Source organism: Acinetobacter genomosp. 15BJ (assembly GCF_000400715.1).
Lineage (GTDB): Bacteria > Pseudomonadota > Gammaproteobacteria > Pseudomonadales > Moraxellaceae > Acinetobacter.
Genome location: NZ_KE007347.1, coordinates 1796990 through 1809679, shown reverse-complemented (window position 1 = coordinate 1809679; position 12690 = coordinate 1796990). Strand labels below are relative to the sequence as shown.

Below are 12690 nucleotides of genomic sequence, written 5' to 3'. Positions count from 1 at the left end.
CCTTGAATTTTTTTGGAAAAATTATTGGGATTGATAGCGAAGTGCGACTTCGCTTGAGGAAAAATTAGGTAAAAGTTTTAAACGTGAATTTTGATAAGTTTTCCACAAATTTTGATCTTTTAAAACTGGTATTGTTATCGTTTCTCGTTTATCAAAGCCAATCAAAGCTGCATCCACAAGTTGATCCACATCCATCATTGGAGGCATTTGACTGATATCGGCACCTGAACGTTCCCATATTGCGGTTTTTGTCGCAGAGGGGAGCACAGCCTGAATATAAACATTGGTTTCTTTGAGTTCTAAGCTCAGGCTTTGACTAAAAAATTCGACAAATGATTTACTTGCACCGTACACAGTCAGACCAAACTCTGGGGCAAGGCCAACCACTGATCCAAGATTGATAATAGCACCCGTGTTTTGAGGGATTAATCTTTGTAGAATTGCGTGAGATAAGCGGACTAACGCTGAGATATTTAAAGAAATCAGTTTCTCAATTTGTTCTAAATCCTGTTCTAAAAACTGACCACTAACGCTAATTCCTGCGTTATTGACCAGTAGATTAATTTGAGGATCGGATTTGAGTCGGTTTTCAATTGATATTACATCTTCATTTTTAGATAAATCGACGGCCATCACTTCAACTTGGACGCCATATTGTTGTTGGATTTTTTGCGCAATTTGTTTCAATCGGCTTTGATCTCTTGCTACTAGAATTAAATCATACCCGCGTTTTGCCAGACGATCTGCATAGACTGCACCAATACCTGAAGATGCGCCTGTTACCAGTGCTTTAGAATGTTTATTCATAATTGCTTCTCTTTAGATTATGATCATAATCTAAACTTGTATTTCTTTGATGTCAATCATAATCAATGTATAATCGAATTATTGCTATCCATGTTGAGCATTGCCAATGAAAGTGACCAAGACTCAGGTTAAAGAAAATCGTGAGAAGATTGTGACTAAGGCGACTGAGCTATTTAAAAGCAAAGGTTATGATGGCATTGGAATTGCTGAATTGATGTCCAGTGCAGGTTTCACACATGGCGGTTTTTATAAGCATTTCAGTTCTAAACTAGACCTAATTCAAATTAGTGTAAAAAATGGTGTTGAACAAGTTTTAAAACAAATTGATGGGCTAAGCTTGAAACAATTTATTCAACTATATGTTTCTAAGCAGCATCGAGATCATGCTGATCAGGGCTGTACTTTGGCCGCTTTATCCTGTGATGCGGCAAGGCAACCTAAGCAAGTTAAACAAGAGTTTGAAAGTGGTATCGAACATTTACTGCAATTTATTATGGCTGAACTTGCTAAACATTCTACGTATGAAAATGCTGATCTCCGGAAAAAAGCGATTTATATCTTATCTACGTCGGTTGGGGCAGTCGTATTGTCTCGGGCATGCCCTGATAATTCGAGTTTGTCAGATGAAATATTGTTAGACTGTAAAGAAGATTTAATAAAACTTATAGCTGAATAATATGAAGAAACTAATTTTAGTATGTTTAATGGGGCTTTCGTTAACAAATGCTTTTGCTCATTCAGGTGGTACTGATTCTTCAGGCTGCCATACGAATAGCAAGACAGGGGATCGTCACTGCCACTAATGGTACAAGAAAAGGAACCTTAGCTTCCTTTTCTTTTGAACGCTAAAACACTGAGCTTATGCACCTATATATAAAATCAAGCCACAGAATGCAGAAGCAAAAATCACATACATGACTTTGACTTCAAAATGGAATAAGGCAACAAATGCTCCAATTGCAATGAATGCAGCTTCAAAGTTGAAAGGATGATTGAATCCATTCGGCCATAAAACATGATAGCTGAAGAAAAGTGCAAGATTTAAAATTACCCCCACTACAGCAGCAGTGATTGCTGTTAATGGTGCAGTAAATTTCAACTCATTATGAGTTGATTCAATCACTGGGGCACCAGCTAGAATGAAAATGAAAGAAAATAGAAACGTAAACCAAGTAACAATGACAGCACCTAAGGCGCCTGCTAAAAATACATGATCACTTCCTAATAATGCATGATTAAAGCCACCTAGAAATCCTACAAACGCAACCACCATAATCAGTGGGCCAGGGGTACTTTCACCTAGTGCTAAACCATCGATCATTTGTGTTGGACTCAACCAACCATAAAAATTTACAGCACCTTGATACACGTAAGGTAATACTGCATAAGCCCCACCAAATGTTAACAGTGCAGCCTTCGTGAAGAACCAAGCCATTTGTGTATAGGCATGATCCCATCCCAAGGTAAGAGTCAAACCTATAATGGGTGTAAACCATAAAATTGCACCGATAAATAAAATTTTTCCAAAGTGCTTCCAACTAAATATGGCATGTTCTGGGGTTGGAGTATCATCATCAATTAATGCTGGGCCATAATCTTTTTTACCTTGCTGATGTGAACTTCCACCAGTAAAAAAGCTTGGATATTTTTTACTTGCCAAGTATCCAATGATTGCAGCGCTTAGAACAATTAAGGGAAACGGAAGGTTAAAGATAAAGATAGCAACGAATGCAAGTGCAGCGATCGCCCATAAAAATTTATTCTTTAATGATCGGCTGCCAATTCGGTAAGTTGCATGAAAGACAATAGCAACAACAGCAGGTTTAATTCCATAAAAGAGCCCAGCAATGATAGGCACATCACCAAACTTTACATAGACCCATGAGAGCGTGATTAGGATAAATAACGAGGGTAAAACGAATAAGACACCTGCAACAATACCACCTATAGTCCTGTGCATTAACCAACCGATATAGGTTGCTAATTGTTGAGCTTCAGGTCCGGGTAATAACATGCAGTAGTTGAGAGCATGTAAAAAACGTTTTTCAGAGATCCAACGTTTTTGTTCAACGAGTTCTTGGTGCATGACAGCAATTTGTCCTGCTGGTCCACCAAAACTAATAAACCCCAATTTAAGCCAGAATAGAAATGCTTGCCAAAATGAAACTGACTGTATCTCTTGTTCTGGTTGTATAACAAGTTCTTGTTCCATGATTATTCTCTTGATAGGTTGGCATATAAGCCATCGAAAATGTGATTCGATAATGCAAATAATTGGTCATCGTCACTTATCTGACTTCGAATTCCTTGAATAACTTTTTCAATACCGATTGCTTCTGGAGGCTCAATCCCACCTACATCAAGGTAATGAACAATTTCAGCGATTTTTTTTAATGCGGGTGTTTCTAGATCAAAACTATGTAAAAGAACTTCGAAGGTCACCCAGTGATTGATATGACTGAAAGTTGCACCATCAAAATCGAATCCAAATGCATCTTTGGGGCAGTCACTTGGCGTTTCTAACCAAATGAATGTGGGTGAAGTATCTATAAAAGTCTTGATTAGCCATGCAGAAGCTAGACGATCAATCCAGGGTCTTTTACGTGTTGCCCAAATTCTGTTTTGATAATTACCTTTATCCAGAGGTTGAATATGAGCTTGTATTGCTTGAGGTTCATTCACTTCACCGAGACGTGCAATTGAAAGTTCTAAAGAGGAAAGCTCATTTAAAACCTGTGCTTGAGTCTCATCGGGGTAATAGTCAATTTCTACCAGTGCATCGATACTTTTTCTTAATTTCCGGATTTGCTTGAGTAGCTCTTTCTTTTCATCTTTGGTCTGCCGATCTCTTAATTCAGACAGTTGTTTATAGAGGATGTCGTATTCTTCTTTCCGACTGAAAAAAGGAGCAAGCTCAAGATTTAAGGGTTGCTCTGCATGAAAGATATAAGCAGCCCCTTGTTCTGAGATAACATCATGTGCAATAGGATCAAACTTTTCACTATGGGAAATAGGGAGCAAATAGACGCCATCTCTTAGAATTGCTGCGCCGCTTGCTTTGAGAGATCGCCAGACTCTCATACGAGTGGTTGTATTCTGTGTAGGTAGCGAGGATATGAGTAAGGATATTTTCATGTAATATACTCAACTTATTTGTTTAATATGTTACACATAAAAAATCAAGACATATATACAAAGAATAGATTTCTAATTTTAAAAAATGATTAAGCCAAGTCATTTCTTTATTAGGTATTGTGAAAACAACACTGATTTAAAAAAATGATGAAATATAAACAATAACTTGATTACTGCTTTCATTAAAGTATTGAAATTTATTGATAGTTATAGGTTTTTATGCAATAGATCGAGACTTTACTCCTGAATATACAGTCAAAAGTGAAGCATTGAATGACCGTATTTTACTTGCTGTTGCTCGAGCTTTACCAATTTTGCAATGGGCACCAGCCAGCTAAAGGATTACGTGAGCAAAAGGTTAAAGCTAAATCAGAAAAGGCCAATCAAGACTTGAGTATCAATAAGCAAGTTGAACAAGATTCTATACTGCCATCTGTTGAAGTACTGGATTTAGATGTTGCTGAGGCAAGACTACATCATAAAAAGACTGTTGCTGTGTAGCGTGTTAAATTTTATATCCTAAGCGCTAGAATTAAAGAGGGTACGGGTGTTCCCTCTAATTTTATTGGGTTCAGAATTTTTAACCCATCAAAAAATGTACAAAAAGCTAATGGGTCAAGATTGGGTAAATTTGAGTTTTATAAAAATAAAATATAGATAAAACAAAATGTTATTGATTAAATTCAACTGACGCCATCTCCACCAAAATTCGAAAAGCCCTGAAATGAAAGTTTCAGGGCTTTTTTATGCCGAAATTTAAGTATTTAAAATATTATTTATTTCAACTAGCTAGAGCTTAAAAATAATAACCAATATTAACGTTGACTTGATTTTCCCATTGATTGCTTCCTCCTGCAGCAAGACTCTGTCCATAACTACTACCACCGATATACGGATTATTTTTTCCAAATAACCATTCCGCAGCAATATAAACATTCTTCTTGTAGGTAAATGCGGAACCTAGTACGAGTTGCTCTGAATCTAAAAATACTTTTTTTGTTTTATCGTATCGGCTGTAATGAAGATACACATTGAAATCATTGATATCCTTTACATTAAATTCTGGAATCTTATAGTTGAGATCTAAGCTGTGATATGTGCTGAATTAGCAGGAGACTTTCACTTGGGATATGCTAGGCAGCTAACCGATAAAAGTTCTCTGCTATTTGATTTGGCGTTTTAAAATCCAAACTCTTTTGAATTCTTCGCTGATTATAAAATAACACAATGTATTTTGTAATATCTGCTTTAGCTTCATCTCTGGTTTTATAGTTGCAATGATGCACTAATTCATTCTTGAGTATGCCCCAGAAACTTTCAATCGGTGCATTATCGTAACAGTCCCCACGTTTGCTCATTGAACCTTGAAAATCACATTTTTCCAGTATCTTTCGATATTCATGGCTGCAATATTGGCTGCCTCTGTCCGAATGAACAATTAAGCCTTTCGTTGGTTTTTGATTACGAATCGCCATAGTCAGTGCATTGCAAACAAGTTGTGCGGTCATACGCTCATTTAAGCTATAGCCAACCACTTGTTTCGTGTACAGGTCTTTTACTGCTGCCAAGTATAACCAACCTTCAGCAGTCCAAATGTATGTAATATCGCTTGACCATGCAAGATTGGGCTTAGTCATTGAAAACTGTTGCTCTAGTAAATTTGCGTAGATCGCTCGATTATGATCACTCTTCGTAGTTCTTTTGAAACGCTTATGACGCTTACAATACAGCTGGTTGAGCTTTTTTATTTGACGTACAGCATACGTACTGATTTTGATACCTTGCGCTTGTAAATGCTTAGTTAATCGAATATAGCCATAGCTTTGTTTAGTTTCCTCATGAGCTATTTTGACCAAAATTGTCTGTTGATTTCGCTGAACCAATCTTTTATTCATGCCTCGTTTTAGCCAATCATAAAATCGTGACACTGAAACGTGAAGTAATCTAGCCATAAAGCTAATCGGGAATAAATGTCTTTGCTGTTTCATATAGGCGTACCTTACTGACTTTCTTTCGCAAAGTACGCTGCTGCCTTTTTTAGAAATTCACGTTCCATTTCAGCTGTTTTGAGCTGTTGTTTGAGCTTTTTATTTTCTTCGAGTAAGGCATTTAGATCAGGTGAATATTGTTTAGTGCCTGCTAAGGTGCCAGTCTTTGCTTTATTATTCCAATTTGAAAGAGTTTGCATTGAAATGCCAAGTTGTCTGGCTGTTTCCGATACATTGCCTTGATTGGCTTCAATCAATTTTATTGCTTCAACTTTAAATTCTGCGGTGTAAGTCTTCTGTTTCTTGCTCATGGTAAACTCCTGATGAGTGTCTATAGTTTACCAAGTTAAAACCTCCTGTTTTCTCAGCACACATCAAAATTTAGTATTGATCAAACTGCCATTAATGAGAAAAAACAAGAGCAATATATGTTGCGTTATACGATTCAGACTATACGTTATGATGAAAGAAATAGTATAAGTAATTTTGATCAAATGAATAGCCAAGAATTAGAAATGGCATTTCAAAAGATGGTGGAAAAAAATAAATTAGTGAGATTTTCACAAGAGCGAGAAGCAAAACAGAAGGGATATAAAATAGATGAAAATTATCAAGATCCTGATGTTTGGTCCTATGTAAAATAATCATAGGCTTAATTAATGTAGGCATACTAATATATTTTAAGTTTAAAAAAGCCCCATCATATATGGGGCTTTAATCTATTCTAAATATACATTATTGCCGTGCCAACTCCGCTTGTCCTGTATGCCAATCTCCACCTAAAGCACGAATCAGATCCACACTGGCAATCATTCGACTACCATGAAGCTGCGCAGCCAATTGCTCTTGTTGCAAGATGCTCCGATCTGAATCAATCACGTCCAGATAACTAATGCTGCCTTCACGATAACGCAAATGTGAAAGCCGATTGGCATGTCGGGATGACGCAAGTGCTTGACCCTGTGCCTGTATTTGCTGATCCAGAATACGCTGATCAGACAAACCATTTTCAACCTCACGGAAAGCATTCAACACTGTCTGTCGATAATTGGCGACACTTTGTTCATAGCCTGCACGCGCCTGAGCTACACCTGCTTTACGTTGCCCACCATCAAATAACGGTAAAGACAAAATTGTGCCTGCAACAGGGCCGAGTAAAAAAGTTCGACTCGACCATTTACCCAAATCGCCTAAACTTGCTGATTCATAACCCAACGCACCAGTGAGATCCAGTTTGGGGAAAAAGGCAGCACGGGCAATACCAATCCGCGCATTATCAGCGGCCATAGCCCGTTCAGCAGCAGCAATATCGGGACGGCGTTCAAGCAAGCTCGAAGGTAAACCCGCAGGCAGGCGAATCGCCGTAGCGGATAAGGGTTGAATCGCTAAGCTAAATTCAGCAGGCGCTTTACCGAGTAATACTGCCAATGCATGTTCGGTACTGGCACGACTCCGTGTAATGCTGAATGCAGTACTTTGGGCAGTCGAGAGTTCGGTTTGTGCGCGAGAAACATCCAGGTCACTGACAAGACCATTGCGATAACGTGCTTGAATCAAATTTTGATTCTCTGTCAGTAACTTGATGTTTTGCGCATAGATGGCCTGTTCAGCATCGAATTGACGAATCAGAAAGTAAGCCTGTGCCACATCTGCTTGCAAGGCTAACAGTGCAGAATGATACAACGCTTCTTGTTGCTGTACATCTGCGGTCGCCGCATTGACACTGCTGGCAATTCGTCCAAATAGGTCTAGTTCATAAGAGACATTGGCTTGTGCCCGCCATAAGGTACGTGCAGATGTGGATGCATCCGAATCAAGTCCTAAAGAAGCGGGTGAGGGCTTCTGACGGGTTGGCCCAAAACCTGCACCAATACTGGGTAAACGTTCAGCTTGTGCAGCAGACCTTAAAGCTCGTGAGGCCTGAATATTGGCCGCTGCCGCCTTTAAATTCTGGTTACCCGCAATGGCTTGTTGTTCCAGATCATTCAGTTGTGGGTCATTAAAAAGATGCCACCATTCACCGCGAGACTGCGCATCGGCAGGTTGCGCAATGGTCCAGTTGGGATCATCCAGTTTGGTATCCGCTTCCTTGAATTGCAGTGGAATAACCACCTTGGCAGGCTGATATTCAGGTGCCAATGAGCAGCCTGCAAGCAGCAGGCTTCCCATCAGTGAGGAGAGTATCCAGTGGGGTTTGAGTCCTGTCATGTCCTGCTCCTTAGTGATCGTGTGAACTGTGTAGTGGTGCTTCATGCACAGCTGCCGAATGCAGTTTATGTTTGCTGTTCAGGGTACGAATCAATACATAGAAGGCAGGGGTCAGGAACAAACCAAAGAAAGTCACTCCGATCATACCAAAGAACACCGCAACGCCCATGGCATGACGCATTTCAGCACCAGCACCTGTTGATGTGACCAGTGGAACCACCCCCATAATGAAGGCGATTGAAGTCATCAAGATTGGACGCAAACGTAATCGACTGGCTTCAACCGCAGCATTGAATGCGGTCGCGCCTTGCATTTCCAGTTCTCGGGCAAATTCCACGATCAAGATGGCATTCTTACAGGCCAGCCCGACCAGCACCATCAAGCCGATTTGGGTAAAGATGTTGTTATCACCGCCTGTGAGCCAAACCCCAGTTAGAGCAGCCAAGATACCCATTGGGACAATCAGAATCACAGCCAATGGCAAGGTCAGGCTTTCATATTGCGCCGCCAAGACTAAGAAAACCAATAACACACTGATCGGGAATACCCACAATCCGGCATTACCTGCCAAGATTTTTTGATAGGTCAGATCGGTCCATTCAAACTTCACCCCACGTGGTAAGGTTTCAGCGGCAATGCGCTCTACTGCAGCTTCGGCTTGGCTTGATGAATAACCCGGTGCAGGACCACCATTAATATCCGCTGCGGTGTAGCCGTTATAGCGCACGACCATCTCTGGGCCATAGGTTTGAGTCACATTGACCAGTGAAGACAGCGGCACCATTTGCCCTGCATTATTACGGGTTTTAAGCTGTAAAATATCTTCAGGATTGGTACGGAATGGCGCATCGGCTTGGGCACGCACCTGATAGACACGACCAAAGCGGTTAAAGTCATTCACGTATTGTGAACCGAGGTAAATCTGCATGGTATTAAATACATCAGTGACGGCAACGCCTTGTTGTTTGGCTTTGACCCGATCCAGATCAACATTCAATTGCGGTACATTGATTTGATAACTGGAGAACATTGGCCCCAATTCAGGTGCAGATTGTGCCGCCTTCATAAAGGATTGTGCTGCGTTATTTAACTCGGCATAGCCTAATGCACCGCGATCTTCGAGCTGCAGTTTAAAGCCGCCCATGGTGCCGAGACCCATTACCGGTGGTGGCGGGAATACTGCAATATACGCATCTTGAATCGCGGTGTATTTCTGATTCAAAGCACCTGCAATGGCATTGGCAGAAAGATCGGCTGCTTTACGTTCCGCAAATGGTTTTAAGGTCACAAACACAATCCCTGCGCTGGAACTGTTGGTAAAGCCATTAATGGATAAGCCAGGGAAGGCCACCGCACTTTCTACACCGGGTTGTTTCAGTGCCGCATCGCTCATTTTACGAATCACGGTTTCGGTTCGATCCAGTGAGGCACCATTCGGTAATTGGGCAAAGCTGATCAGGTATTGCTTATCTTGTGCAGGGACAAAGCCACCCGGAACGATATAAGAAATCCCAATGGTCAGACCGAGTAGTACTGCATAGACGCCCATCGCGGAGGTTTTATGCGAAATCACCCGACTGACGCCACGACCATATTGATCCGATGCGCGTGAGAATACGCGGTTAAACAGGGCAAAGAAGCGTCCGAAAACACGGTTCATCACACGGGTCAGGAAGTCAGGTTTGGCATCATGACCTTTCAGCAACATGGCTGCTAAAGCAGGAGATAGGGTGAGTGAGTTGAATGCCGAAATCACGGTGGAGATGGCAATGGTCATGGCGAATTGCTTATAGAATTGCCCCGTTAATCCTGTCATAAAGGCCAGCGGGACGAACACGGCAACCAAGGTCAATGCGATGGCTATAATCGGTCCACTTACTTCACGCATGGCACGGTAAGTCGCATCTCGTGGACTGAGTCCTGCTTCAATATTCCGCTCGACATTCTCCACCACCACGATGGCATCATCGACCACGATCCCGATGGCGAGCACCATTCCGAAGAGTGATAGGGCATTGATGGAATAACCGAAGGCCAGCATTAAGGCGAAGGTACCAATGATTGAAACAGGCACTGCCAGTAACGGAATGATTGAGGCACGCCATGTTTGTAAAAACAGGATCACCACCACAACCACCAGTGCAATCGCTTCAAGCAGAGTATGAATCACCGCTTTGATACTTGAACGCACGAATTGGGTTGGGTCGTAAACAATGTCGTATTTAATTGAGGCTGGAAAATCTTTGGACAGTTCCGCCATGGTGCTACGCACTTGGTCCGAGACCTGTAAGGCATTGGCACCCGGTGCTTGGAAAATTGGAATCGCCACCGCCTGTTTATTGTCCAGTAATGAACGCAAGCCATATTGTGAAGCGGCCAGTTCAACACGTGCCACATCACCTAATCGCGTCACCGCACCATCGGCTGCCGTTTTTAAAATAATATCGGCAAATTCCTGTTCGGTACTTAAACGGCCTTGTGCATTGACGGAAAGTTGTAAGGGTGAATTGTTTGGTGCAGCACCGATGGTTCCTGCGGCAACCTGAATATTCTGTTCACGAATTGCATTCACAATTTCGGTGGCGGTGAGATTGCGTTGCGCCACTTTTTGTGGGTCTAACCACACGCGCATGGCGTAATCGCCTGAACCAAATAGACCGACTTCACCTACACCTTGTAAACGTGCCAAACGGTCTTTGACATTGAGCACGGCATAGTTACGCAAGTAGGTCATGTCATAGCGATTATCGGGTGAGGTCAGATGTACCACCATAGTCAAGGTCGGTGAACTTTTGAGTGTGGTCACACCGAGACGTTGTACATCTTCTGGCAAACGTGGCAAAGCTTGAGAAACCCGATTCTGGACCAGTTGCTGCGCTTTGTCTGGATCAATTCCGAGTTTGAAATTCACGGTAATGGTCAGGTTGCCATCGCTGTTGGCCTGAGACTGCATATACAGCATGTTCTCTACGCCGTTGATGGATTCCTCCAAAGGAGAAGCAACAGTTTCAGCAATCACTTTGGGATTGGCACCCGGATATTGGGCACGTACCACGACAGAGGGTGGCACCACTTCTGGATATTCAGAAATAGGCAGTTGGAAAAGAGAGAGTAAGCCCGCCAGTAGAATCAGGACGGACAGCACCCCAGCAAAGATCGGACGATCAATAAAAAATTTAGAAATATTCATGAGGATTAACCTTTTGCCGAAGTTGGGGCTTTTTCTGTAGGCTGAGGTTGTTGAGCTGTGTTATCGGTGATGATTTGAGGATTCGGCATAGGGACCAGATGTGGACTCACAGGATCGCCCGGACGAATACGTTGTAAACCATTCACCACGATTCGATCACCGACTTGCAGACCACTATTGATGATCTGCAGACCATCTTGTTGCGCACCCAATTTAACTTCACGATATGCGGTTTGGTTTTTCTCATCGACCACCACCACAAAACGCTTGTCCTGATCGACACCAATCGCAGTCGGGCTAATCAGAATTGCTGCACGAGGTTGTCCACCGCCAAGACGAATGCGGGCATACAGTCCAGGGAGCATCACCCCTTTGGGATTATCAAAGGTGGCGCGGACACGGATGGTGCCTGAGGTGGTATTTAAATTATTGTCGATAGAACTGATAAAACCTTCGCGGCTAAAACCAGACTCATTGGCGAGACCTAAATAGACAGGAACTTGGGCTGAGTTGCGTTGATTGCTGATATATTTTAAATAAGTCTGTTCATCGACATCGAAAGAAGCATACAGACGCGACACCGAAACCAAACTGGTGAGAACTTGGGCACCATTACCTGCTGAAACCACGTTACCTACCGTGACTTCGGCACGGGAAATACGTCCACTGACAGGTGCAGTAATACGGGTATATTCCAGATTTAAACGGGCGGTTTCCACTGCGGCGTTGGCTGCTTGTAAGTTGGCATTGGCTGAGCGGGCTTCATTTTCCGCTTGGTCGAGTTCTTGATGGGCAATTGCGTTACTTTGGATTAAACGCTGGTTGCGGCCTAAGTTAGCTGAAGAGTAAGTCACTTGTGCTTCCGCAGAAGCCAGTTGCGCTTTGGCTCGATTCAGCTCTGCTTCAAAAGGGCGAGGGTCAATGGTGAAGAGCAGGTCACCTTTGTTGACCAAGCTACCATCTTTAAAATGTACGGCAATCAGTTTGCCTGAGACCTGAGGGCGGACATCGACTTGATCGATGGCTTCCAGACGTCCGGAATATTCTTGCCAGTCGGTAATGGTTTGGCTGATGACATTTGCAACATCCACGGTCGCAGCAGGTGGAGAGCTGGCTGTTGGAGTGGCTTTGGCATCTGCTTTTTCTTGGAAGAGAATAAAACTGCCACCCGTTGCAAAAATAGCAACAATGACGGCAGACAGCGTCAGCTGTTTGCGAGAAATTGACATGGGATGCTCCTGGTTATTTGAATCCCTGTTTTCAGACTTTTTGTTGTGGTCTGTATGGGAGAAACAGGTTTATGGAATGAAAGGAGCATAAAAGTTTGTCAATTACGAATAAATATACTAAATTTGATAACAC

Annotated in this window: 11 protein-coding genes and 1 pseudogene; 4 read left to right on the top strand and 8 right to left on the bottom strand. The window is 42.3% G+C overall.

Annotated features, from left to right (window positions below):
* Window positions 1-21 precede the first annotated feature (21 nt).
* Complete coding sequence (locus F896_RS05820; protein ID WP_016164422.1) at window positions 22-807, bottom strand: SDR family NAD(P)-dependent oxidoreductase; 786 nt, start codon at window positions 805-807, stop codon at window positions 22-24.
* 106 nt (window positions 808-913) lie between these two features.
* Between F896_RS05820 and F896_RS05825 the strand changes: the two genes are divergently transcribed.
* Window positions 914-1483 carry a TetR/AcrR family transcriptional regulator gene (locus F896_RS05825; protein ID WP_016164421.1) on the top strand — a complete coding sequence of 190 codons (570 nt, stop codon included), beginning with the start codon at window positions 914-916 and terminating at the stop codon, window positions 1481-1483.
* Between the two features lies 1 nt (window position 1484).
* Complete coding sequence (locus F896_RS21390) at window positions 1485-1610, top strand: YHYH domain-containing protein (RefSeq protein WP_155765788.1); 126 nt, start codon at window positions 1485-1487, stop codon at window positions 1608-1610.
* 56 nt (window positions 1611-1666) lie between these two features.
* Here F896_RS21390 and chrA read toward each other — a convergent pair whose 3' ends face one another.
* Window positions 1667-3019 (bottom strand): chromate efflux transporter, encoded by a 1353-nt coding sequence (gene chrA / locus F896_RS05830; RefSeq protein ID WP_016164420.1) that lies wholly within the window; start codon window positions 3017-3019, stop codon window positions 1667-1669.
* A 2-nt stretch (window positions 3020-3021) separates the two neighbouring features.
* Complete coding sequence (locus tag F896_RS05835) at window positions 3022-3942, bottom strand: chromate resistance protein ChrB domain-containing protein (protein ID WP_016164419.1); 921 nt, start codon at window positions 3940-3942, stop codon at window positions 3022-3024.
* A gap of 209 nt (window positions 3943-4151) precedes the next feature.
* Here F896_RS05835 and F896_RS0119975 point away from each other — a divergent pair.
* Window positions 4152-4443 (top strand): annotated as a pseudogene (locus tag F896_RS0119975) (FMN reductase); the annotation flags it as partial.
* Window positions 4444-4738: 295 nt separating this feature from the next.
* Here the strand turns inward: F896_RS0119975 and F896_RS05840 are convergent.
* Window positions 4739-4972, bottom strand: a complete 234-nt coding sequence (locus F896_RS05840; protein WP_016164417.1) for a hypothetical protein — start codon at window positions 4970-4972, stop codon at window positions 4739-4741.
* A gap of 103 nt (window positions 4973-5075) precedes the next feature.
* A protein-coding gene (locus F896_RS05845; protein WP_085940850.1) for an IS3-like element ISAba21 family transposase occupies window positions 5076-6241 on the bottom strand; the annotation gives its coding sequence in 2 pieces (ribosomal slippage) (window positions 5076-5983 and window positions 5983-6241; 1167 coding nt in all).
* A gap of 117 nt (window positions 6242-6358) precedes the next feature.
* Here F896_RS05845 and F896_RS05855 point away from each other — a divergent pair.
* Window positions 6359-6574 (top strand): hypothetical protein, encoded by a 216-nt coding sequence (locus F896_RS05855; RefSeq protein WP_016164416.1) that lies wholly within the window; start codon window positions 6359-6361, stop codon window positions 6572-6574.
* Between the two features lie 91 nt (window positions 6575-6665).
* On the opposite strand, the gene F896_RS05860 is transcribed toward F896_RS05855, so the two are convergent.
* The 3 genes from F896_RS05860 to F896_RS05870 are packed head-to-tail and all read right to left on the bottom strand — an operon-like array spanning window position 6666 to window position 12557.
* On the bottom strand, window positions 6666-8138 hold the full coding sequence (locus F896_RS05860) for an efflux transporter outer membrane subunit (RefSeq protein ID WP_016164415.1): 1473 nt from the start codon (window positions 8136-8138) through the stop codon (window positions 6666-6668).
* A gap of 10 nt (window positions 8139-8148) precedes the next feature.
* Complete coding sequence (gene adeG, locus F896_RS05865) at window positions 8149-11328, bottom strand: multidrug efflux RND transporter permease subunit AdeG (protein WP_016164414.1); 3180 nt, start codon at window positions 11326-11328, stop codon at window positions 8149-8151.
* Window positions 11329-11333: 5 nt separating this feature from the next.
* A complete protein-coding gene (locus tag F896_RS05870; protein ID WP_016164413.1) occupies window positions 11334-12557 on the bottom strand; it encodes an efflux RND transporter periplasmic adaptor subunit in 1224 nt (407 codons plus the stop codon).
* Window positions 12558-12690: the final 133 nt, after the last annotated feature.

Excerpts from the sequence above, each read along its gene's own strand:
- F896_RS05825 (WP_016164421.1), top strand. The coding sequence starts at position 914 with ATGAAAGTGACCAAGACTCAGGTTAAAGAAAATCGTGAGAAGATTGTG.
- F896_RS05870 (WP_016164413.1), bottom strand. The coding sequence starts at position 12,557 with ATGTCAATTTCTCGCAAACAGCTGACGCTGTCTGCCGTCATTGTTGCT.
- F896_RS05855 (WP_016164416.1), top strand. The coding sequence starts at position 6,359 with ATGTTGCGTTATACGATTCAGACTATACGTTATGATGAAAGAAATAGT.
- adeG (WP_016164414.1), bottom strand. The coding sequence starts at position 11,328 with ATGAATATTTCTAAATTTTTTATTGATCGTCCGATCTTTGCTGGGGTG.
- chrA (WP_016164420.1), bottom strand. The coding sequence starts at position 3,019 with ATGGAACAAGAACTTGTTATACAACCAGAACAAGAGATACAGTCAGTT.
- F896_RS21390 (WP_155765788.1), top strand. The coding sequence starts at position 1,485 with ATGAAGAAACTAATTTTAGTATGTTTAATGGGGCTTTCGTTAACAAAT.
- F896_RS05835 (WP_016164419.1), bottom strand. The coding sequence starts at position 3,942 with ATGAAAATATCCTTACTCATATCCTCGCTACCTACACAGAATACAACC.
- F896_RS05860 (WP_016164415.1), bottom strand. The coding sequence starts at position 8,138 with ATGACAGGACTCAAACCCCACTGGATACTCTCCTCACTGATGGGAAGC.
- F896_RS05820 (WP_016164422.1), bottom strand. The coding sequence starts at position 807 with ATGAATAAACATTCTAAAGCACTGGTAACAGGCGCATCTTCAGGTATT.